The 23,942-nt window shown below is 30.2% G+C and carries 19 protein-coding genes; 16 read left to right on the top strand and 3 right to left on the bottom strand.

Annotated features, from left to right (window positions below; genetic code table 11):
• Positions 1–189 precede the first annotated feature (189 nt).
• The 15 genes from NH341_RS08785 (at position 190) to NH341_RS08715 (ending at position 16,788) form a co-directional block, all read left to right on the top strand.
• Positions 190–987 carry an RNA methyltransferase gene (locus NH341_RS08785; RefSeq protein ID WP_253056502.1) on the top strand — a complete coding sequence of 266 codons (798 nt, stop codon included), beginning with the start codon at positions 190–192 and terminating at the stop codon, positions 985–987.
• A gap of 202 nt (positions 988–1,189) precedes the next feature.
• Positions 1,190–2,611 carry a hypothetical protein gene (locus NH341_RS08780; protein ID WP_253056500.1) on the top strand — a complete coding sequence of 474 codons (1,422 nt, stop codon included), beginning with the start codon at positions 1,190–1,192 and terminating at the stop codon, positions 2,609–2,611.
• 773 nt (positions 2,612–3,384) lie between these two features.
• Positions 3,385–4,401 carry a hypothetical protein gene (locus NH341_RS08775; protein ID WP_253056498.1) on the top strand — a complete coding sequence of 339 codons (1,017 nt, stop codon included), beginning with the start codon at positions 3,385–3,387 and terminating at the stop codon, positions 4,399–4,401.
• Between the two features lie 81 nt (positions 4,402–4,482).
• Positions 4,483–5,811, top strand: coding sequence for a hypothetical protein (locus tag NH341_RS08770; RefSeq protein ID WP_159616612.1), 1,329 nt, complete (start codon positions 4,483–4,485; stop codon positions 5,809–5,811).
• 325 nt (positions 5,812–6,136) lie between these two features.
• Positions 6,137–6,934: a hypothetical protein gene (locus tag NH341_RS08765; protein ID WP_159616614.1), complete on the top strand. Its 798-nt coding sequence runs from the start codon at positions 6,137–6,139 to the stop codon at positions 6,932–6,934.
• A gap of 94 nt (positions 6,935–7,028) precedes the next feature.
• Complete coding sequence (locus NH341_RS08760) at positions 7,029–7,889, top strand: DUF3238 domain-containing protein (RefSeq protein ID WP_253056496.1); 861 nt, start codon at positions 7,029–7,031, stop codon at positions 7,887–7,889.
• Positions 7,890–8,040: 151 nt separating this feature from the next.
• On the top strand, positions 8,041–8,328 hold the full coding sequence (locus NH341_RS08755) for a YciI family protein (RefSeq protein ID WP_253056494.1): 288 nt from the start codon (positions 8,041–8,043) through the stop codon (positions 8,326–8,328).
• Between the two features lie 359 nt (positions 8,329–8,687).
• Positions 8,688–9,926, top strand: coding sequence for an erythromycin esterase family protein (locus NH341_RS08750; RefSeq protein WP_253056492.1), 1,239 nt, complete (start codon positions 8,688–8,690; stop codon positions 9,924–9,926).
• Between the two features lie 321 nt (positions 9,927–10,247).
• Positions 10,248–11,591: an adenylosuccinate lyase gene (gene purB, locus NH341_RS08745; RefSeq protein ID WP_253056490.1), complete on the top strand. Its 1,344-nt coding sequence runs from the start codon at positions 10,248–10,250 to the stop codon at positions 11,589–11,591.
• A gap of 3 nt (positions 11,592–11,594) precedes the next feature.
• Positions 11,595–12,182 (top strand): nucleoside monophosphate kinase, encoded by a 588-nt coding sequence (locus NH341_RS08740; RefSeq protein ID WP_047790580.1) that lies wholly within the window; start codon positions 11,595–11,597, stop codon positions 12,180–12,182.
• A complete protein-coding gene (locus NH341_RS08735; RefSeq protein WP_253056488.1) occupies positions 12,169–12,609 on the top strand; it encodes a hypothetical protein in 441 nt (146 codons plus the stop codon). Before NH341_RS08740 ends, NH341_RS08735 begins: the two co-directional genes overlap by 14 nt.
• 3 nt (positions 12,610–12,612) lie before the next feature.
• Positions 12,613–13,389 (top strand): TerC family protein, encoded by a 777-nt coding sequence (locus tag NH341_RS08730; protein ID WP_047790579.1) that lies wholly within the window; start codon positions 12,613–12,615, stop codon positions 13,387–13,389.
• A 60-nt stretch (positions 13,390–13,449) separates the two neighbouring features.
• Complete coding sequence (locus tag NH341_RS08725) at positions 13,450–13,758, top strand: hypothetical protein (protein ID WP_073183522.1); 309 nt, start codon at positions 13,450–13,452, stop codon at positions 13,756–13,758.
• A 44-nt stretch (positions 13,759–13,802) separates the two neighbouring features.
• Entirely contained in the window at positions 13,803–16,205 is a 2,403-nt protein-coding gene (locus NH341_RS08720; RefSeq protein ID WP_253056486.1) for a TonB-dependent receptor domain-containing protein, read from the top strand.
• A gap of 13 nt (positions 16,206–16,218) precedes the next feature.
• Entirely contained in the window at positions 16,219–16,788 is a 570-nt protein-coding gene (locus NH341_RS08715) for a type 1 periplasmic binding fold superfamily protein (RefSeq protein ID WP_167713731.1), read from the top strand.
• 343 nt (positions 16,789–17,131) lie between these two features.
• Here NH341_RS08715 and msrA read toward each other — a convergent pair whose 3' ends face one another.
• Entirely contained in the window at positions 17,132–17,788 is a 657-nt protein-coding gene (msrA, locus tag NH341_RS08710) for a peptide-methionine (S)-S-oxide reductase MsrA (RefSeq protein ID WP_253056484.1), read from the bottom strand.
• Between the two features lie 144 nt (positions 17,789–17,932).
• Between msrA and dnaX the strand changes: the two genes are divergently transcribed.
• The gene (gene dnaX / locus NH341_RS08705; RefSeq protein WP_253056482.1) at positions 17,933–19,636 is read left to right on the top strand and encodes a DNA polymerase III subunit gamma/tau; all 1,704 of its coding nucleotides are present in this window, start codon (positions 17,933–17,935) and stop codon (positions 19,634–19,636) included.
• On the opposite strand, the gene NH341_RS08700 is transcribed toward dnaX, so the two are convergent.
• Together NH341_RS08700 and pbpC are read right to left on the bottom strand one after the other, a co-directional pair.
• Entirely contained in the window at positions 19,625–21,448 is a 1,824-nt protein-coding gene (locus tag NH341_RS08700) for a sodium:proton antiporter (protein ID WP_047790574.1), read from the bottom strand. The two genes, dnaX and NH341_RS08700, sit on opposite strands and share 12 nt — an antisense overlap.
• Positions 21,449–21,506: 58 nt before the next feature.
• Positions 21,507–23,861 carry a penicillin-binding protein 1C gene (pbpC, locus tag NH341_RS08695; protein ID WP_253056480.1) on the bottom strand — a complete coding sequence of 785 codons (2,355 nt, stop codon included), beginning with the start codon at positions 23,859–23,861 and terminating at the stop codon, positions 21,507–21,509.
• Between the last annotated feature and the right edge of the window lie 81 nt (positions 23,862–23,942).

The following is a 23,942-nucleotide window of genomic DNA, read 5'->3' as shown; positions in this document are numbered from 1 at the left end:
TACCCCATATTTTGGTTTTGTTTGAAGGTTCAAACAGTAGCATCTAGTGTTAAACAACAGTGGTGTTTGGTGTTGGGCAACAGTACTGTTGTTTGCCTAACAACAGCTATAGCTAGTAATTATTCTTTTAGCAAGATGGTATTTTATTATAAAACAGAATAGTACTTTTGTATTTAGATATAATAGCAGATGAAACAGATTAGTAGTACACAAAACGCCTATATAAAAGAGCTTTTAAAGCTTCAAGAGAAATCTAGAGAACGCAAGAAGAAAGGATTGTTTTTAGTAGAAGGACAACGTGAAATTTCGTTAGTTGTTAAAGGAGGTTATGAAATAGATACCCTGCTGTTTGTTGCTGATATGTTTACCGAAGAAAGTGTAAACAAAATTCTAAATAAGGCTGCTAATTGTATAGAAATAACAAAAGAGGTATACCAAAAGCTTGCCTATCGTGATACTACCGAGGGTATTATTGCTGTAGTAAAAGCTAAAAACTTCGATTTAGACACTATTGAATTCAACACCACTACCCCACTCGTATTAGTTATGGAAGGTATTGAAAAACCAGGAAACATTGGTGCTATGCTTCGTACCGCTGATGCTGCTAATGTGGATGCTGTTTTTATCGCCAACCCTAAAACGGATTTATTCAATCCTAATATCATACGTTCTAGTGTGGGTTGTGTGTTTACCAATCAGATAGCTACAGGTACTTCTGAAGACATTATAGCGTACTTACAAGAGCATAACATTAATATTTACAGTGCTACCCTACAAAATTCAAACGAATACCATAAAAACGACTATACTAAGGCTACTGCTTTGGTAGTGGGTACTGAAGCTACAGGATTAACGCAAGTTTGGCGAGACAAAGCTACTCAGAATATCAACATCCCAATGCAAGGAGAAATTGATTCCATGAATGTATCGGTTGCTGCAGCTATCTTAACTTTTGAAGCCAAACGACAACGTAATTTTATACAGTAAGCTTACTTATCAATATTGAAAACATCATTTTAACCGTACATTTTTGTACGGTTTTTTATTTTGTTTTATCTTGGCTACCGCTAATAAAAAAAGAATAAAATTGCTATAGAATTCCGTTTATCATCTTTAATACTCCGGATAAAAGTAGTTTTAGTTCTCTTATAACGAGTTGCCAGTAATGCCTGAAAAACTTTGCTAACATATGAAAATGCCGAAATTTGAAACTGACTTACTGTTCTGTCTAGAAAAACCGCTACCGAAAATCTATGTTGAAAAATTTCTGATTGAAGAACTAGACGAAAAGAATTCGATTGAAATAACCGTTCAGGAAACCGAAAAACCCGAAAAAAATTATCGGACTGATTGGATTACAGGTTCATCAATGATGAATTTACATATAAGCAATAAGTTTATAGAAAACCATTACAGTACCAATTCCTTCTCAATAAACGATTTCCAAAATAAGTTTTTAGAGTTTATTAAACCACTTACTAAGTTTCCAAAATTAGGAGATTTAACTAGCGAATACGAAAGCACTAGACCATTCACTGTTTTTTCAACATTTTACAAAACAAAAGATAAGTATGTTCTAAATTTCCTTTTTGATGTTAATGTTAATGGAAATGAAAATGAGTACTGGAAAGCATTAGAGGAAGTTTTTAAAACAATTAAGCTCTACAATGAAGATGGTGAAAATCAACTAAAAAAAGCGGTTAAAGAATCATACTCACCAAATAAAAAAATTAAATATTTAATTTTCAAAAACGACAAATGGTTTGTTATAAATCCACTATTAGAAGTTGGTAAGGAAATCAATGATAAATATCGAGAGAAAAAAGATTTTAGAATAAAAAAGCCACATATCATACTAAACAGAGATGATTTTAATAAATACTTCGTTTTTGATGCTAATTGGATTTTAGTCTTTGACAATTTGGAAACATTAATGATACAACCAAATGACGTTTCTCTTTATTCTAATATTTCAGATACTAATCTTAAAAAAGCACAAGAGTTTTATAAAGAAACAATATTACCAAGACACAAAATTTGGTATGGCTCGCATCCAGATTTAGATAAACAAACTCAATATTATAATTATTTTGAACTAATAATTACCTCATTAATTTTTGCATATACTGCGCTTGAAGCTTTTGCGAATATCTGTATTCCTAATAATTATGAATATCTAATTGAGAAAAGCGGAATAAAAACTATTTACTCTAAAGAAGCTATTGAAAGAAAATATTCACTTAGAGAAAAATTTAAAGTAATACTTAAAGACATAATAAATACATCTGATCCAACAAAAGAAAGTTGGTGGAATGACTTTATTAAATTAGAAGATTTAAGAAACGAAATAATTCATACTAAACAATCAAAATCGGAAGACCGATATTCACAATTACTAGGAAAAGATATATTTCCACTTATAGAAACCCACAAAAAAATCATCAAGTTTTATGGGAAATTTATTGAAACAAACAAAAAAGAATTATTAGAAGAATATCCATATAACTTTGATTATGATGACTTTTTACCTGGTCTAATGACAGACAAGAATTATGACAAAAGCTATAAAAGTATTCATAATATTAATTTCGGTAAAGACGAAATAAAATAAGCACTACTGGCAACAACGTGTATAATTAATTACTTGGTTATATCCTACTTACGGAAATCCTCGCGGATTTTCAGTTTAATGTGTACCTGTAAAAATAAGTCTTAAACCACACAGCTACTCTTAGCCATAACCATTGTATACAATTAGACAAAATGAAAATTAGAAAACCAGAAATATTATTTAAACTATTATGGGTTGGATTGACTTTGTTTACAATCTATATTTTTGGTTGGTTAACCTTTATTTATTTGACTTTTGGAAATATTGAAACCAATCAATACAGCTCTTGGAATTTACTTATACCGAATATATTGACAATTGGGCTGCTTATATTCTACGCAAAAGAAATATTAATTGGATATAAACCAACATCAACAGCTCGGAATCTGAAATCATTACTAATATTCTCAACTCTCATAATAACTCTGACTATAATTCAAATCCCACAATTTAAATTATTATTTGATTTTCCTAAATCAGAGTCTTGGCAAATAATTTTATCATTGATTATAGTTTTGACCTCATATGTCGGAATTATTACGAATAGAATATTAAAAATTAAAGAACTAAAAAACAACCGCATATAACAAAACACACACAATCACTGAGAGGTTCATCATTACTTATCTTTCAAAGTCAAAAACATCATTTCAACCATACATTTTTGTACGGTTTTTTATTTTGTTTTATCTTGGCTAAGCTTAACAAAAAGAACAGTAAAGTATCCTAACACCTACAAAATTGTTTGCATAAATAAGCTATAAGACGTTAAAATGAACAAAACATTAAATCTTCAGAAAAAACTAATAATCTTTGGTTTCCCTATGTTAATTATAGGATTGATGGTTATGGTTTCAAAATCAACAGTTTTTGACAAACACCCGGTGAGCCTATCAACTGGAATTACATTTGATTTATTATTGACAGTTCCTTTAATCTACTTTTTACTGATTAGGAAAACGAATATTCCAAAGACTACAATAGTCCCTTTTTTGATTATTGGAATGGTAGTTTGTTCTGTAATACTTCCTGCACAAAATCAACATTATCTTAATCTTTTTAAGACTTGGGTGTTTCCTATAGTTGAACTTTCAATAGTATCTTATGTAATTTACAATGTAAGCAAAGCTATAAAGCGGTATAGGCTAAATAAACATGAAGAAATTGACTTTTTCACAGCTTTAAAAAATACTTGCTATGAAATACTTCCAAAAAGATTAGTTATTCCTGTTGTAACCGAAATAGCTGTTTTTTACTATGGTTTTATTAATTGGAAAAGAAGAAAGTTGAATAAAAATGAGTTCACTTATCATAAAGATAGTGGAACAGTTGCTCTGTTAATTGTCATAATTTTTATTATTGCTATAGAAACTATTGTTTTACATGTTCTTCTTCAGAAATGGAATGTTACAGTTGCCTGGGGTTTAACTTTTTTAAGCATTTATTCTGGAATTCAGCTTCTTGGTTTTCTAAAATCTATATACAAAAGACCTATATCAATCAAAAATGAAAAACTATTTCTTCGATATGGAATTATGAACGAAACAATTATTGATTTAAAAGATATCGAGAGCGTCGAAATTTCGTCAAAGGATATAGAGTTAAATAAAGAAACACGAAAATTATCATTTTTAGGTGAATTGGAAAGTCATAATGTAATTATCAGATTAAAAGAAGAAAACGAATTGACTGGACTGTATGGAATTAAACGTAAGTACAAGAATTTAGCATTGCACGTTGATAAGAAAAATGAATTTAAAAATCAAATAAATAATGCTTTACAACATTAATCATAAATAATGAGAATAATAATATTTCTTACTTTACTTTTTCTAACTCAATTCAGCCTTGGACAGGCAAGCCGAAAAGAAATGGCTGAATCGAAAATCTATGTTCAAGCAACATACTTTAACCAAAAGAGTGATTTTATCGGACTTCAAGTAAGAACAGACTTAAAAGACACATTGATAGAAAACAGACATTTCATAAAATTCAAAACGGAAGATTTTGTTAACTATCCCAACATTGAAAAAACCGAAATTTATTTCGAGTCCTTTGAAAATGGTAATTATAAACTTCTCAATAGAAATCTTAAAACAGTTCATAATATTGACTACAATGAAACGAAAGAACAAACAGCCACACTTTTTGGAGAACAAGTAAAAACCTCACTTGAATATATTGACACAAGAAGTAGTTACCCTAGAGACAGTCTCATAGCGACTGAAAAAACACCAAGAAAATATTATAGAACTAACAATTCAGATATTTATGCTGTAATTATTCCTGACTTGAAAACATTAGCAGTTTCGAGTAATGGACAGTTTTATACAAAACAGCTTTTCGGAGATAACTACAATGATATATCAAAAGGTATAAAAAATAACTTTAAGGCGAATAACCGATTTGACATACAATCAGGAGACGAAATACAATTATTTTATCGTAGAAAATGGTATAATGACTCAACAGGTATAGCTGAATACCAAGACAAGCAGTTTAAAAATGTTAAACACATTGGAGATACAATAATTGATGGGAATAAGTTTTTAAGAATGGAAATTGAAGGCTACAATTATCTTAGTGGTTCAAAAGATGGTCCAGAAGAATTTTTAATACAAGTTACCGACAGTGGTTACTATTACGGTAATCAGTTCGTCCAATTTAAAGAATACTCAACAGAGCTCAAACTTATTGAGCAAAATGGACAAAAAGGATTTTTTCTTCAAGGTGTAAGTAAGGACACAATAAGTGGATTTACCTATGAAAAAATTGTTCAAGCCAGACCTAGCCCTTATCGATATTTTATTCTTCCTTTTTTCCCAATCTCATTTGTGGAGTTTGGTAACGTACAAGGAATAATCACCTATTCAAAAATTAAGGGAATTAAAAAAGGAACAAAACGAGAAAGAACTTATATAACAGACAAAAATAACATTAGAGACATTTACAGTATTTCGGACAAGAAAGTTGCATTAGAAATCTACTTTTTAGACAAACTCGATATTGAGATTGAAATCAAAGACTATAAAAATAATGAAGTAATCGGTTCTTTAAAATCTAAGTCTAAAAAAGGAATAAACTCATTCATGATAAAGACAGTAAAGTTAGAAAAAGGAAAATCATACAGTGTCCAAATAAACTATCTAGGAGACAGTAATTCGGGTAGTTTCTCAAACAGATTTAAATCAAAATATTAAAAAAATAAGATACATAATATTAGCTACTGTGAAAAGTACTAGTTCCGTTTCTTAAAGTTATTATTTCTTTTTTTAATTATCTCATATCAACAATTAAACAACGCATAACTTACTTCACATTCTATTTGGTTCATAGCTCACTTGTGAAAAATAAAAAAACTACTTTAAATCGTACATTTTTGCGTGGTTTTTTATTTTGTTTTATCTTGGCTACCATTGAATAAGAAGAATAAAATTGCTACAACTTTCATTTTATCTATCAAAAATAGAATTCTGCTAACAGTTTTATTCTCATTTAACTTTAGTCATTAGACAGCTAAACAAAATGAAAAGATTAAGAAATACAGCGATATATTATATCATTTTTGGAGCTTTACTAGCTACTAGTTTTTTCTTTTTTAAACTATGGTCCATTTCAATATTAGGGTTATTACTTCTACTAGTCTATCTAGGCTTACGGTTTGGTTTTAAAAAGGAAGAGATAAAAAATAATTTAACAAAACAGCAACTCATTTTATGGGATGCTTTTTTAATCCTTTTTCCTTTTATATATGTTATTGTTTTTAGCTGGTATGTATGGAGACCTTACAACCAAGCTATTGTTTTACCTAAAAACTATGAAGGTATTGTAGCTATACAATATAATAAACCTGACGGGCAACCAAAAAAGTGGACTGGTGGTTTTTTAGGCATAGGTGCTTCTCGACTAATTAAAGTAGATAGCACCGGTATGGCTAAATCGCAATTTACATATCATAACAATGCTGTACCTTTTCTTGGTGCACATCAACATAGTTCTCCCAAAGGATTAAAAATTTATTATGAAGATGATTTAAATAATGAAATAATCAAAGATGCTAATGGAGTAAGTTTCACTTATGAAAATAAAGATGAAAATAAACCAAGTATTTACTTTATAGAATATAGATTTACATATAAACCAACAGTAATATTTGTTATCACAAAAAAAGAAAACTACCATTATTACTTTATGAATGAAAAGGAAAAAGAAAAATGGAGAAAAGCTAAACAAAAAAAATCAAATTATTATATAGATGAACTTCCACATAGGTTAAAACAAACCTTTAAGAATAGTAGCAGTTTATATAACATTTACAATTAATTTCATATGACAGTTTCCACAGTTGTTAGCTAATAAAAAAACATTCCATCTTCATAAGTTAAAGTACCCCTAGAAGAAATACAAATCAATAAATATGAACCCTATATCAATAAAATTTCAAGCATTTATCCCTAAGTCATTAGGAAAACCGTTATTAAGTTATTTTCAAAACTCAGAACATTTTAACTCTTTAACCAATAAAGAAGAGTTTATTAGAAAAATTAGAAATATAGATGCCAAAGGTTTTACTTGGCTTCCAGAACCAGGAAATAGTTTTAGCCATAAATATTTTGCAACCGATAAGGTAGAAATGCACCACCATCATAGCGAACATTCAACACGTTTAGCAATACAAATGGAAATAAATCCTGCTAAAATTGGCAATATGACTAGAATGGATGGAATTATTAAACACGACAAACATAAATTTAAATATGGAGGACTGAATAGTCAACATTCGGGTTTAAGTCACCAAGTATGTGCCTATATAAAAAAAGTTCCTGAATTGGTAGATACAGGAAGTGTATTTATTGAAACTGGGCATCATTATGTAGGTGTTTGTAGTGATACTATTTCTCATGATCGTTCTGATGAACTCCCTTTAAATATAGATATACAAAATTCGTTATCAGGCATGTATTTTCATGAATCAGGAACAGTTTTAAAAAATGATACCACTACCATAAAGGTATCAGCTTCTGCTGGCTATCCTTATGCTGAACCTTGGTCTCCAAATATTGATTTTGAGTTAGAATTTATATTCTATAAAAATTTAGCAAATAAATCGCTTAGTATAAGCGTAAAAGGTTTTCACGACAGTTTCCCTGCCTATGAATTGATTGTAAATCGTAACGTTGCATACTCTCACAACTCTTCTCATTATGGGCATACAGGACCTGGTTTTACAAATTTAAACACAAGAAAGTATTTTAATTTCAATAATTGTAGTCTGTAAGTTATTAGACTTTTAGCATAATTTAGAATAGACCATTCAATGATATTGATTTTTTTATAGGTATTAATCCTAGTAACTATTTATAAGCCAAAACCACTATGATTCATACCCAAACAAACGTAAAAAACTATAACTGAATAAAAAACTTTAAATGTTTATTATTAATCTGACTTATAAAACAGAACTAAAAAAAATTGACCACTTTCTTGACGAGCATATTGAATTTCTAAATGAGCAATATGAATTAGGGATTTTTATAGCTTCTGGACGAAAAATACCAAGAACAGATGGAGTAATATTATCGATTGTCAAATCTAAATCTGAATTGGAAAAGATTATAGAAGTAGACTCTTTCAAGATAAATGAATTAGCAGACTATAAACTGACTGAATTTGTACCGAGTAAAACTTGTAAAGAATTGAAGTTCTTAATGGAATAAAAGAATACGAACAATTGTATATAGCCACAATTATTGCAGGTTCATAGCTCAACTATTAAAATTGAAACATCTTTTTAACCGTACATTTTTGTACGTTTTTTTATTTTGTTTTATCTTGCTAACGCTTAATAAAGAAAGTAAAAATTGCTAAAAACTTCCTTTTTCATTTCCTAAACAAGAAAGCTTAGAAATAAAAATAAAGAACAGTAAAGTACTCTTATGCCTCCTTTTTAGTTGTATAACGATGTATTTTATGTTTATGTAAACAATAAAACGTTAAAAAAACTATGTATTTAAGACCTTATATTTCTGTCATTACATTTTTTATATTATTTCACTCATACTCTCAAAATCATAAAGTGGTAAACTGGATTAATGAAAATGCAATTAAAATTGAAGATGCAAATCCTGATACTAACATTACGATATTCAACAATAGCATTCCGAAAAAATTTGCAAATGCCAAATTATTCGGCTTTGGAGAAGCTACTCATCAAGGAAAAGAATTTTTCAATATAAAGGCAAAATTCTTCAAATATTTGGTTAAAAACCAAGATGTAAATGTGTTTATTATGGAAGATTCATATACCTCAGAAGCAGGAATCAACGAATGGATAAGCGGAGGAAAAGGAAACGCAGAAACTATTGCGAAAAATTTTAGTGTTGGATTTTGGTATTGTCAAGAAGTGGTCGATTTATTAGAATGGATGAGAAATTATAACCTTAATAAACCGCAAGAAGAGCAAATTCGTTTTTATGGTATGGATATTCAAAATGTAAAAAATGTAAACAGAGAAATACGAGCTTTGTTCAAAAAATTTGAAATCCCTGTGAGTGAAGAACTTCTTTTAGAGGTAGACAAGTGTGTAGAAAAAAAAATCATGTACAATAAACCAACTGATTGGGCGGATATTCAAATACCAAAACTAAATAAAATTAAAAGCCTTTTACTGAGTTTTAAGAGCAAAATAAAAAATCAGGAGAATATCGAAGAAGTTATTTCTGGAATAAGAGTCTTAGATTATCTCACTAAATACACATATTACGTACAAAATAATCATAGTCAAGATAGAGATTTGAAAATGTTTGAAAATGTTAAATGGATAGTAGAAAATAAATCTAATAACGGTAAAGCTTTTATATGGGCTCATAATAGCCATATTAATAATAAACAGGGTGGTGGAAATTATAATAGAAGAAATATTTTTAATTTAGGCAGGCATTTAAAAGAATATTATAAAAACGATTATTATAGTGTAGGGTTTGACTTTGGTACAGGTACACAAGCTGGTTATTTTTCTAGTAAAGATGAAAAACTCAGTTGGAAAAAAGTTGAAATAAAAGAACCTTTTGCTAAAACTTATGCTGAGACACTTAATTTGGCAAAGGACGAAATTTACTTTATTGATATGTCAATAGCTTTAGATGGTAATTCATCTAATTTCTTCAAAAAGAAAAGCAAACAAATAGATGTAGGCGGTGGAGGTTTCAAACCTAAAAAAAATAATTTATACAAAAAAAAGTTTTCAGAAATGTACGATGGATTAATCTTTGTAAAAAACATTTCACTTCCAACTTATAATCTGATTACTAACTAAACGTTTTACAACAAAGAACTGAGGTAAAAAACAAGTTAACTTATTACACACCGCTATTAAAGCTAGTTTTTTACCCTTACCTATAGCTACTATTCTATCATAGAGCTCTCTACGCTCTTTAGAAACTATTCAATAAAGTGTGTTGTTAATTATAAAAAACAATAGATTTATGGATATGAAAGACAATAAATTTGATTCCAAGAGTTTTAAAGCCCAAGCAATAAAAGAAACTCAACTTTAAGTACTAAAATTCCTTTAATTAAACTCTAAAAAAAAGGGAAGTATTTTCTATTTTTGTGCCTTTCAACACAACAACAAAACATGAACTTAACAGAATTAAACGCCATCTCTCCTATTGATGGCAGATACCGTAACAAAGTAGCAAGCTTAGCGAACTATTTTTCAGAAGAAGCTTTAATAAAATATCGTGTAAAGGTAGAAATTGAATATTTCATTGCTTTATGTGAAATTCCATTACCTCAGTTAGCCGATTTCAACAAAGATTTATATGCTGATTTACGTAAAATTTATGAAGACTTTTCTGCTGAAGATGCGCTAAAAATCAAAGAAATTGAAAGCGTTACCAATCACGATGTAAAAGCTGTTGAATACTTTATTAAAGAAAAGTTTGACAAGCTAAGCTTGAATAAGTATAAGGAGTTTATCCACTTCGGATTAACGTCTCAAGATATTAACAATACCGCTATTCCATTATCTATTAAAGATGCAATGGATGAAGTATACTATCCAACTTTAGATACCTTAGTTTGCAAATTAGCTGATTTATCTGAAGAATGGGAAAATGTACCAATGTTAGCAAGAACTCACGGGCAACCGGCCTCTCCTACTCGTTTAGGAAAAGAGTTTTTTGTATTTGTAGAGCGTATTAACAATCAGGTTATTCACATACAACATACACCACACGCCGCGAAGTTTGGTGGAGCTACGGGTAATTACAATGCACACAAAGTAGCCTATCCAGATATCGACTGGAAAAACTTCGGAACTCATTTCGTTGAGGAGGTTTTAGGATTGCACCACTCCTTCCCTACTACGCAAATTGAGCACTACGACCACATGGCAGCTTTATACGACGGATTGAAACGTGTAAATACGATTTTAATTGATTTAGATCGTGATGTTTGGACCTACGTTTCTAACGACTACTTCAAACAAAAGATTAAAAAAGGTGAAGTTGGTTCATCGGCAATGCCACATAAAGTAAATCCGATTGATTTTGAAAACTCTGAAGGAAACTTAGGGATTGCAAACGCTATTTTTGAGCATTTATCTGCTAAGTTACCAGTTTCAAGATTACAACGTGATTTAACTGACAGTACGGTATTACGTAACGTTGGAGTTCCTTTTGGGCATACGGTAATCGGTTTTTCTTCTACGTTAAAAGGATTGAACAAGTTATTATTAAACGAGGCTAAGTTTGCAGAAGATTTAGAAAATAACTGGGCAGTAGTTGCTGAGGCTATTCAAACTATTTTACGTCGTGAAGCCTATCCTAATCCATACGAAGCTTTAAAAGGATTAACTCGTACGAACGAAAAAATAAACAAAGATTCTATCGCTAACTTCATTGATACTTTAGAAGTTTCTGATGCGATTAAGAATGAATTAAAACAAATTACACCATCTAATTACACAGGTATATAACCTATGAATATTATAATTTTTGGGCCTCCTTTAGCTGGTAAAGGAACCCAATCTAAAAAAATAATAAATGATTTTAACTTAACACATCTTTCTACCGGGGATGTGTTAAGAAAAGAAAAAGCTAAAAAAAGTGTTTTAGGCTTAGAAGCTGAAGAATACAGTAGTAAAGGTCTACTTGCTCCAGACGATTTAGTTATGGAAATAGTAGAGAAATTTTACACCAATCAAAATGATAAAAACAATTTTCTTTTTGATGGCTACCCTAGAAATATTGAACAAGCTAAACATTTAATCAATTTTTTAGAAAAGGATAAAAATGCTATAGATTTAGTTATTTATTTAAAAGTTCCTAAAGATGTTTTGTTGGAAAGAGCTAAAATAAGAGCTATTGAAGAGGACAGAAAAGATGATGCAGATCAGAACACAGTTTTAACTAGAATTGATGAATTTGTTAATCTTACTACACAGGCTATTAATTTCATCAAAGAAAAAGGAGTAACAACTATTGAGGTAGATGGTAATCAATCTGTAGAAGAAATTTATAAAATAATTTATCAAAAACTAAATAATCCAGAAAGTGAAAAAAGCTAACTTTTTATTCCTATTTAAAGCATTTCTGTTTTCTTACATGTTAATAGTAACATCATGTTCTCCAAAGAAAAAAGGAGATCCAACACGTTTTGTTCATGGAACCTTTGAAATTCCTGCTGGTGACAATTATGGAAAAACAACTATTGTAAGAAAAGATAGTTTGCAAATTGAAGAGTACACCAAAAAAGTAAGTATTTCTACAGATAGTTTGGTTACCGAAAAGGAGATAAAACACATAGATACACTCTACATCAAATGGAAAAATAATTTTGCATACACTTTGCGAATGAAAAATCCTAAAACTGATTTAGATAAAGATCCTATATTTGTTCAAATAACTAAAGTAACCGATAGCTCTTATAATTTTACAGCTCGTATTGGCTACTCTAACTTTAAACAAAAAGGAACTGTATATAAAGTGCAATAAACTATGGAAATTTTCTTACAAGCAGATACTTGGATAGCTTTACTAACTCTTACTTTTTTAGAAGTAGTACTAGGGATTGATAACATTATATTTATCTCTATCGCCTCCAACAAACTCCCTGAAAATCAACAAAAAAAAGCTGCTAGAATAGGCCTCCTTTTAGCGATGATTTTTAGAATTCTTCTTTTATTAGGAGTTTCTTATTTAATAAGTATGAAAGACCCTATTTGGAATATTGACTTATCTTGGTTAAAGGTAGGTGTTACAGGGCAAAGTTTAATTTTATTTGCAGGAGGTGTATTTCTCTTATACAAAAGTACTAGCGAAATTCACCATAAAGTGGAAGGAAAAGGAGATGAAGATGCTACAAACACCTCTAAAAAGAAGAAAACATTACTAAATGTTATTACTCAAATAGTACTAATTGATATTGTTTTTTCTTTTGACTCAGTTTTAACTGCTGTGGGTATGACCAACGGTATTCAAGGAGCGCTAATAATTATGATTATTGCCGTAATTGTCTCAATATTAATCATGCTAATATTCGCTACTCCTATAAGTAATTTTGTAAACAAGCACCCTACTATTCAAATGCTAGCCTTGTCTTTTTTAATTTTAATTGGGTTTATGTTAATCACTGAAGGAGCACACTTATCTAACATGATTGTTTTTGGGCAATCTGTAGGTGCAATTCCAAAAGGATATTTATATTTTGCAATAACATTTTCTTTATTAGTTGAAATGCTTAATATGAAAATGCGAGGTAACTCAAAAAAATAAAAAAAAGTTAAAAACCCTGTTTGTACAAAAACAAACAGGGTTTTTTATACATTTGCACTAATGTTAATATTTAAAAAACATATAGTTTCCCTAAGTATAATTGTATTACTTATACCTTCAGTTATACAATTAGTTCATGCTTTTGAAAAACACGAACATACTATATGTATATCTAAAAATGATAAACATTTTCATAAAGGAGAAATAGATTGTTCTACTCTTCATTATCAGTTTCAAGTATTTTCTGAAGAAATACTTCCTATTTTTGATGTAATTCCTAGAACTTTTTTTAAGTTAACATCTTTTCTAGGTGAAATTACATCTTCTTTCTATATTATAAAAAAACTCTCTAGAGCACCTCCTTTTTAAGTTTTATAAAAATTAAAACTTAAATAATAATATAAAATCTTTACATGAAATCAAATTGTATCATTTTGATGCTTATGCTTGTATTTTTTTCAACAGCATATGGTCAAAAATGTGAATATACATTTTCTGGTTTAGTTGAAGACTTTCACGATAAATCTCCTATTGTAGGAGCTACGGTATACATTAAAAATCAAAATAAATATGCTGTTACTAATATTGAAGGAAAGTTTACAATTAAAAATGTATGTTCTGGTAAAATTATAGTTGAAGTATCACATGTAGCTTGTGAGTCACAAACTATTGAACGTAACATTTCTAAAAACACTTATTTAGTTATTGATTTAGAACATCATGAAGAAGAACTAAATGAAGTAAATATAAAAGGTATTACGGGCTTAAAAACTAAAACAGCACAAGAAACAGTGTTAAAATCAAATGTTTTAGAAAAAAATAGTGACGCTACTTTAGGAGATGCCCTTAAAAATATTTCTGGTGTCTCATCTATTAATACAGGGAATAGCATAGTTAAACCTGTAATTAATGGGTTACATGGTAGTAGAGTTTTGGTGTCTTTTAACGATGTTAGATTACAAGATCAAGAATGGGGTGTAGAGCATGCTCCGAATATTGATATTAATGCTGCTAACTCAATTTCTGTAATTAAAGGAGCAAATGCTTTACAATACGGAGGTGACGCTATTGGTGGTGTAGTTATACTTAATCCAAAAAATAATATTCTTAAAGACACTTTATTTGGAAAAACAATTGTATCACAACAAACCAGTGGTCGTTTGTTTTCGGTAGCAACCAATGTAAATAAAAACTACGAAACAGGTTGGTATGTAAACGGACAAGCATCATATAAAAGATCGGGTGATTTTGATGCTGCAAACTATAAACTTACTAATACAGGTATTAACTCAAAAGCATTAACTGTTAATACTGGTTTTCATAAATTTGAAAAAGGTTTTGATTTATTTTATAGTTACTTAGATAATCAAGTTGGTATCTTAAGTGCTTCTCATTTTGGTAATATTACCGATTTAGTAAATGCAATAAATAGTAGACAACCACTTATTATTGATGATTTTAGCTATACTATTAATAATCCAAGACAAGAAGTAACTCATCAAATTTTTAAAACTAAATTTTATAAACGTTTTAAAGCTTTTGGTAAGCTATCGTTGCAATATGATTATCAAGTGAATCATAGATTAGAATTTGATAAACGAATTGGTGATAGAAAAAACTTACAAGCAGTAGACTTAAAACTTAAAACTCATAGTTTTAAATCTGATTTGTATTTAGATTCAAATACAGACCAAATTTATAAATTTGGTATAAGTGGTTTGTATCAATCAAATTTTTCAGATCCAATAACCAAAGTTAGACGATTAATACCCGATTATGATAAATATGCTTTTGGAGCCTATGTTATTTCTAATTTAACGTTTGACAAACTGTATATAACAACAGGTGTTAGATATGATTTTAACCATATTGATGCTAAAAAATTCTATCAAAAATCTAGGTGGGATAATTTAAATTATCAAAATGATTTTGGTAATATAGTAATCAACCCAAATGTATCTGGTTCTCAACTACTAACAAATCCAACATTTACTTATCATAATATGTCAGCTTCTGCAGGTATTACCTATAATGCAAATGATCATAATTCTTTTATATTTAACTATGGTTTAGCAAACAGAGCTCCAAATCCATCAGAACTATTTAGCGATGGATTACACCACTCTGCTGCTAGAATAGAATTAGGAGATTTACGCATTAAAACAGAAACTTCTAATAGGTTATCTGCCTCTTACAAGTACACTAATAAAAAGGTTAACCTGAATTTAGAAGCTTTTTACAATCATATTAAAGATTTTATCTACATAGAACCAAGTGGGCAAGAAACTACTAATAGAGGTACTTTTCCTGTTTGGTCTTATAAACAAGTTAACGCACAGTTATTTGGTATTGATGCCAGCACTCAATACAACATTAATAATAATTTTGTGTTAACAAACAAAAGTTCATTTTTAAGAGGTACTGATGTATCTAACGACAGACCGTTAATAGATATTCCTCCTTTTAAAACAGTAACTTCGCTAGCTTTTAAAAAAGAAAACTGGCAAAATTTTTATGCTTCTATCGAAAGCGAATACAACGCAAAACAAAACAAGTATCCTAATAATAACTTTAATGCCTTTATTCCTACATTAAATCAAAATGTACTTGTTGATATTAGCACACCTCCAGCAGCATATCATTTATTAAACTTTTCTTCAGGATTTGATTTTAAATTAAATAAAACAAAAGTTAACATTAATTTATATGTAGACAATATTTTAAACAAATCTTATCGAAATTATTTAAATAGATTACGATATTTTGCTGATGACTTAGGAAGAAATTTTAAAGTTCAACTAAAAATTAATTATTAAAAAACATTTAAAAATGAAAAATATTAAATTATTAGCCATATTATTTACTTCTGCATTAGCAATTACTTCTTGTTCTAGTGATGATAACCCAGTACCAGTTAACGAAGAAGAAGTTATTACTACAGTAACTGTTAAATTAACCCCACAAGGAGGTGGTGATACCGTTACATTGCAAAGTAAAGATTTAGATGGTGATGGCCCTAAGGCTCCAGAGGTTACAAAAGGTACTTTATTAGCTGCTAACACAACATATAATGGAGAAATTACCTTATTAAATGAATTAGAGGATCCAGCTGAAAACATTACTAAAGAAGTTGCTGAAGAAGCAGACGAACACCAGTTCTTTTATAATGTAACAGGCGATATTGCTAGTACTTTTACTTACGCTGGTGATAATGATACTAATGGAAACCCTGTAGGTATTAATTTTACAGTTACAACAGGTGCAGCTGGAACTGGAAATTATGTTTTTATCTTAAGACACGAGCCAAATAAAGGAGCTTCTGGAGTAAAAGAAGGAGATATTACCAACGCTGGTGGAGAAACAGATGTACAAGTTTCATTTGACGTAAAAATACAATAATTATAACAATCCATATTATAAAAGCCTCTTAGTAACTATGCTGCTAAGAGGCTTTATATTTAAACCAACTTTTACTTGATAAAGTTTTTAATACTTTTCTTTTTTAGCAAACTTGGATATTTGCGTTTGAACCAGTTTAGTTGAGAAATTGAAAACTACTTTTTCCGTATTGGAATACACTACTACCTATTCTATAGGTTCTACACAACCAGTTACATTCACCAGAAAATTTACTCCTAAAAGTATTTTTATAGAAATAACCTTTACTCTATAAAAAATAACTCCCCAGTAACGCTGTTGTTGGGGAGCTTTTATATAAACAAACTTTAACTTAATAAAGTTTTTAATGCTTTTCCTTTTTAAGCAATTCCGGAAACTTGCGTTTAAACCGGTTTAGTCGAGGAATTGATACTTTTTGCACATAAGGGTTTTCTGGGTGCAAACGCTCATAGTTTTGATGATACTCTTCCGCAGGGTAAAACTTCTCCATCTTTTTAACCTCCGTAACTATTTTCCCATGATACACATCTTTATTCAATTTTTTAATAGTATTTTCTATGAACTGCTTTTCTTCTTGTGTTTTATAGAAAGCTATTGAACGATACTGTGAACCATAATCAGGGTGTTGCCCGTTTTTAGTGGTTGGATCGTGTGAACCAAAAAACACCGTTACTAATGTTTGAAAACTAACTTTTTTCGGATTATAATATACAGCTACAGATTCAGCATGTCCTGTTCTACCTGTTCCTATTGTTTTATAGGTTGGATTTTTAGTATGTCCTCCTGCATATCCTGATACAGCTTCCTCTACTCCATTTACACTTTCAAAAATTGCTTCCACACACCAAAAACAACCACTTGCAAAGTAAGCTACTTGTGTTTCTGAGCTTGTTTCTACTGACACCTCTTTTAGTTTTTCTTCTTTTTTTTGTGAGAAACTTAATAACGTTACCGCTAAAACAACAACAGTAAATACTGTTACTCCCTTGAATATCTTCATATAATTCTTATTATTTATATGTTAGTTGGTCGTACAAAGAATACAATTTTTACAATTGTTTACAACTTTAATATTTCCTTAAGAATTTTGTTTGCGTGTTGCCACTGTGTTTTCTATTTTTGTTCAAGTAAACAGTATATTTTAATGGAACATTTTATAGTATCGGCACGTAAATATCGTCCTCAAAATTTTGAAGATGTGGTAGGGCAACAAGCTATTACCAATACGTTAGAAAATGCTATACAAAACAACCATTTAGCTCAAGCTTTATTGTTTACAGGACCTCGTGGAGTTGGTAAAACATCGTGTGCTCGTATCTTGGCTAAACGTATTAACCAAGAAGATGCAACTACTGATGATGAAGATTTTGCTTTTAATATTTTTGAATTAGATGCGGCTTCTAACAACTCGGTTGATGATATTCGTAATTTAACAGATCAAGTTCGTATTCCGCCTCAAACAGGAAAGTACAAGGTTTATATTATTGATGAGGTGCACATGCTTTCTCAAGCCGCTTTTAATGCTTTTTTAAAAACGTTAGAAGAACCGCCTGCACATGCTATTTTTATTTTAGCAACTACTGAAAAACATAAAATTATACCAACGATATTATCTCGTTGTCAAATTTTTGATTTTAAACGCATTGGTGTTTTAGATGCTAAAGAGTATTTAAAAACGATTTGTGCTAAAGAAAACATTACTGCTGAAGATGATGCATTACATGTAATTGCTCAAAAAGCTGACGGTGCAATGCGGGACGCCCTTTCTATTTTTGATAGAGTTGTAAGCTTCTCTGGAAACAATTTAACTCGCGAAGCTGTTACTAAAAACTTAAATGTGTTAGACTACGATGTGTATTTTAACATTACCGATTTATTACTTCAGAATAAAATTCCAGAAGTCTTAATGGCATTTAACGATGTATTGGGAAAAGGTTTTGAGGGACATCATTTTATAAACGGTTTGGCTTCTCACTTTAGAGATTTGTTAGTTGCAAAAGACCAAGCTACCATAGCTTTATTAGAGGTTGGTGATAATACTAAGAAAAAATATTTAGAGCAAGCTTCTAAAGCCAGTATGCAATTTTTACTCCCTGCTATAGACAAGGCTAATGATTGCGACTTGAAATATCGAGGAAGTAAAAACCAACGCTTATTGGTAGAACTTACTTTAATGCAAATTGCCTCTATCACTTTTGATGGAGCAAAAAAAAAATCTAGCAACTACATAATTCCTGCTACTTTTTTTACCGCTTTATCTCCTTCTGTCAAAAAAACTGAGGTAAAGCCTATTGTTACAAAAACTCCTAAAAAAATGGAATCAGTACAAGTAACTAGTACTGAAACAAAAGAAAGAACTCCCACTAAACCAGTTTTAAAGAACATTAAACGACGTACTTCTGCTTTATCTTTAAAAAGCTTACAGCAAAAGAAAGAAGTAAAAAGTACTATTGATACAGAGGAAAACTTCGATAATCATCCAAGAACTCCTTTTACTCAAGATGAGTTAAAAGATGCTTGGAAAAAATATTATTTCCAATTACAAGGTTTTGGAGAACGAAGTATCGCTGCTATTTTAGCTTCTGGTGAGCCCAAGTTACAAGAAGATTTAACGATTATTTTTTCGTTACCTAATGACTTAATGAAGTCGCAACTTGAAAAAGGAAAACCTAAATTATTACGTTTTTTACGAGAAAAATTAAATAACTACGGTATCCAAATTAATGTTATTGTTAATGAAACTGTAGAAAAAAAGTTTGCCTATACTCCTCAAGAGAAGTACGACAAACTAAAAGAAAAAAATCCATTAATTGAAAAATTAAAGAGTACTTTTGGCTTAGATGTTTAAATTCTTACCTACGTAAACTAACTTCCAATCTTCTATTTTCTTTACTTTTTTCTCAAATTCTGAGATTAATAGAATTTCATTCTTTTGACTCTTAACGAAAATTGGAATCGATTTTTGATCTCTGTTAATTTCTTCAATTTTCTTCTTATAATCATCAATAGAATTAACTACTGTTTCGTGAATTTCAGGGAATTCTCTTACAGCTTCCATTAAATTAATATAATCATCTTCTATTGTAAATAAATGATCTTCGTCTTCGTAATCTTTTGTAATAACTTCCTGTGAAGTTGCTAAACGATAAGCTCCTTGCTCTCCAAAAATAGAGGAGAAATTAGAAATTACAAATTTGTTAATTGAATCACTTCCTGTCATTGCTATTAAATATCCTACATCATTAAGTTCAATATTGTCTGTAAGTTGATCATCATAAATATTTACTTCAATTGATTCTAATCCTTCTTCTTTGGCCTTTTCAACATTTTCAATATTAGAATCAATCAACACCACTCTTCTTTGGTTTTGTTTTAAATACTTAGCAATCATTCTAGCTAAATCTGAAGCTCCAACAATCATTATTGCATTTGAACGCTTTAAAAATACACCAACTAATTTAGCAAATAACCTTGCTGTAGTAGCGTTTAACAAAACAGTTCCTAACACCACCATAAATACTAAAGGTGTAATATATTCTGCTCCTTCAATTCCTTGCTTTAACAGCTTGCTTCCAAATAACGAAGCAATACCTGCTGCAACAATACCTCTTGGCCCTACCCAACTAATAAATAGTTTTTCGTTAGTTTTTAAATTAGATTTTGAGGTACTTAAAAATACTGCTAACGGACGTATCACAAACACAATTAAAGCAAATAGAAGCAATGTTTTCCACTCATATAATAGTGTTAGCTCTTTATAATCAATATTTGCTGATAATAAAATAAATAGAATAGAGATTAACAAGACACTTAATGATTCTTTAAAGTACAGTATCTCTTTTAAGTTCTTTAATTTACTATTACCAAGTACCATTCCCATAACCACAACAGCTAATAATCCTGATTCATGAGCAAATAATTCAGATTCTACAAATACTAATAAAACAGTGGATAAGGAAACTACATTTAATAAATAATGTGGCACCCATTTTTTATTAATTACAAAGATTAAAGCATGGGCAAAAGTGAAACCGAAAGTGGTTCCAAAAAGGATAATCTTTAAGAATTCTAATAAGGCTGTTCCAGTAAATCCAGCACCTCCACCTACACTTATAAATTCAAAAACAAGTACAGCTACTAATGCTCCAATAGGGTCTATTAGTATTCCTTCCCATTTTAAAACTGCTGAGACATCTTTTTTAAGCGGTATGTTTCTAAGAATTGGTGTTATTACTGTAGGTCCAGTAACAATTATTAATCCAGAAAATAAGAATGACAACTCCCAACTTAATCCAAATACATAATGAGCAATTATAGCTCCTCCAAAAAAGGTAACTGCAGATCCTAATGTGATTAATTTGGTGATAACAGGACCTATATTTTTTATTTCTCCGCGTCGTAAGGTTAAACCTCCTTCAAAAAGAATAATACTAATTGATAATGACACAAAATAGTACAGTCCTTCGCCGGGGAATAACCCTTTTTCACCATCCCAAATAGGTTCTATCCATTTACTTCCATCATCATTAAAAAATTCTGCTGCAATAGGTCCAACAAGCAATCCTATTAAAATTAAAGGTAAAATTGCTGGAATTTTAAACCTCCAAGCTACCCATTGAGCTAAAATTCCAAGTATAATTATCCCTGCTAGTTCTAACATATTTTATATTTAAAAAAACTAAAAATACAGTTTTTAATTAAACCGTATTTATATTTATTTAATTTTTTAATTCAATAATCCTTTTCAGCTCATTCCCAAAATCATCTATAACTGTTATTGTATGAACTCCTTTTTTTGGCATAACAGCTTGTTCATGATACTGTTCTGTTATTCCAATAAATTGTTTATTTAAATACCAATATACTTTTGCCTCTGCATTGGCGTGTGTTAGCTTTAAAATTATAGGATTTAACTTATTATCCTCTCCTCGTGTTAACGATATTTTTGATGTGAGCTTAGCAGGAAAAACAAAATCCATTGTATTACTTTCCAACTGGTTACAATCTGATCTATACTTTGGAAGTGACCTGTAATCTGCATTATTCTGCTGATAATAATAAGCCATTAGAGGGGGTAATACAAACCATGGTTTTGTTACCATGTTTGAAATTGATTCACAATTTGAGTTTACTCTATATTTTTCAGATATATCTACCGTTATTTCTTGATGATAAGGACATGATTTAGCCTTCATTGCACTTTTTTGAACTCTTTTGGTTACTACTGAAGGACAAATTGTTTTGGCTAAAAACCCACTTTTCTCACAAATAGCAGCTTCTATTAAATCTTCATAAGGTTCTAAAAACCAGTTAGATTTCGGTAACACATCAAAAACATTAAACATTAATGGAGCTGCACTTCCAACTCCTGTTAAGTCTGGACGTCCTTCTCCATCAGAATTTCCTATCCACACCCCTACTACATATTTTGGGGTAACTCCAACTGCCCAAGCATCTTTATTTCCAAAACTTGTCCCTGTTTTCCATGCTATTTTTTGAGACGAATCATAATACTTCCAAGCTTGATCTGTATAAGGTCTATTTACCTCTATTAAAGTGTTTAGTGTTAAAAATGTAGCTCCAGCATCTAAAGTTATATAGTCTTCTTGAACTTTACCAAAATCTGGAGTTCCTTCTGACAAAAAACTAGGTTCTATGAACTCATTTTGGTAATACTTATGTTTTAGTTCTTCATAGTGATTTACAATTCCTGCGTATCCTGCAAAGGTTTTACATAAATCCCATAAACTAGCTTCTGCTCCTCCTAAAATCAAGGATAGTCCATAATAATCTGCTGATTTATTAATATCGCTAATGTGATATGCTTTTAAATCTTCTCTAAATTTTTCCAATCCGTATCGCTGTAACATGCGTACTGAAGGAATGTTCAGTGAACGTGTTAATGCTTCGTTCGCAGGAACTGCTCCATCAAAAGTTAGATTGAAGTTTTTTGGTGAATATCCTGCTATTTCTGTTGGTACATCTGCGACTAATTGACTAGGTAGTAAATCTCCCGATTGTAGCATTTGCGCATATAAAAAAGGCTTTAAAGTACTTCCTGTACTTCTTGGAGCGATGATATTGTTCACATCTTTTTGATGTGCTTTATCGGTTGGAGAATTCCCTACATAAGACAGTACTTTTCTTGTTTTAACATCTAACACCAATACCGCCATATTGTAGACTTCATTTTGTTTTTGACGGAAATAATGCTGCTTTACTAAATTATTTACTTGCCTTTGCAAATGAATATCAATAGAACTTTTTACACGTTGTCCTCTATACTGTTTAGTTACTTCTTGTACAAAATGTGGTGCTACTGTAGGTAACGGATATGGTTTTTGTGGTAACTCTTCTTCAATTGCTAAATCATATGTTATTTGATCTATTATTCCTTCTTCATGTAATTTTTGTAATAACCTATTTCTTTTATTTTTTAGCTTTTGTTGATTTTTTCCCGGATAAATCAATGAAGGAGCATTGGGTAATACAGCTAGAGTTGCTGTTTCTGCCCATGACAATTGATGTGGTTTTAAACCAAAATAACGCCACGAAGCCATTTCTAATCCAACAACATTTCCTCCATAAGGAGCATGAGATGCATAGAGGTTTAGAATTTCTTTTTTTGAGTGACGAAATTCTAATCGAGTGGCTAGTATTAATTCTTGTAGCTTTTCAAAATATGAGCGTTCTTTATTCTTTCTTGATAAGCGAATTACTTGCTGCGTTAGTGTACTTCCACCTCTTACCACTCTTTTTGCTTTGATGTTTTCTACCATTGCTTTTCCTATTGAAATAGGATTAAACCCGAAATGCTTATAGAAGTAAGCATCTTCAAATTGTAAAATACAATGTTCAAATTTTCTAGGCACAGAGTCTAACTCAGGAAATCTCCACTGACCATCGCTGGCTATTACAGCTCCTAATAATTCGTTGTTTTTTGCAGTAACAACTGTTGATGTAGGTGTCTCAAATAATTTTTTAGGTAGGCTGAAATAATAAGCAATCACCACAAAAACTGTGATGATTGCTTTGATTTTATTTTGTTGTATCCATTTGAAAATTGTTTGCATAAATTATTTTATGTGTCAAATTTCTCCTAAAAAATATCCCTCGTACCCTCTTTTAAAATTTAACAAATAACAAACAATCAC

The sequence above is a fragment of the Tenacibaculum sp. XPcli2-G genome, assembly GCF_024124505.1.
Taxonomy (GTDB): Bacteria; Bacteroidota; Bacteroidia; order Flavobacteriales; family Flavobacteriaceae; genus Polaribacter; species Polaribacter mesophilus.
This window is presented reverse-complemented; position numbering and strand designations above follow the sequence as displayed.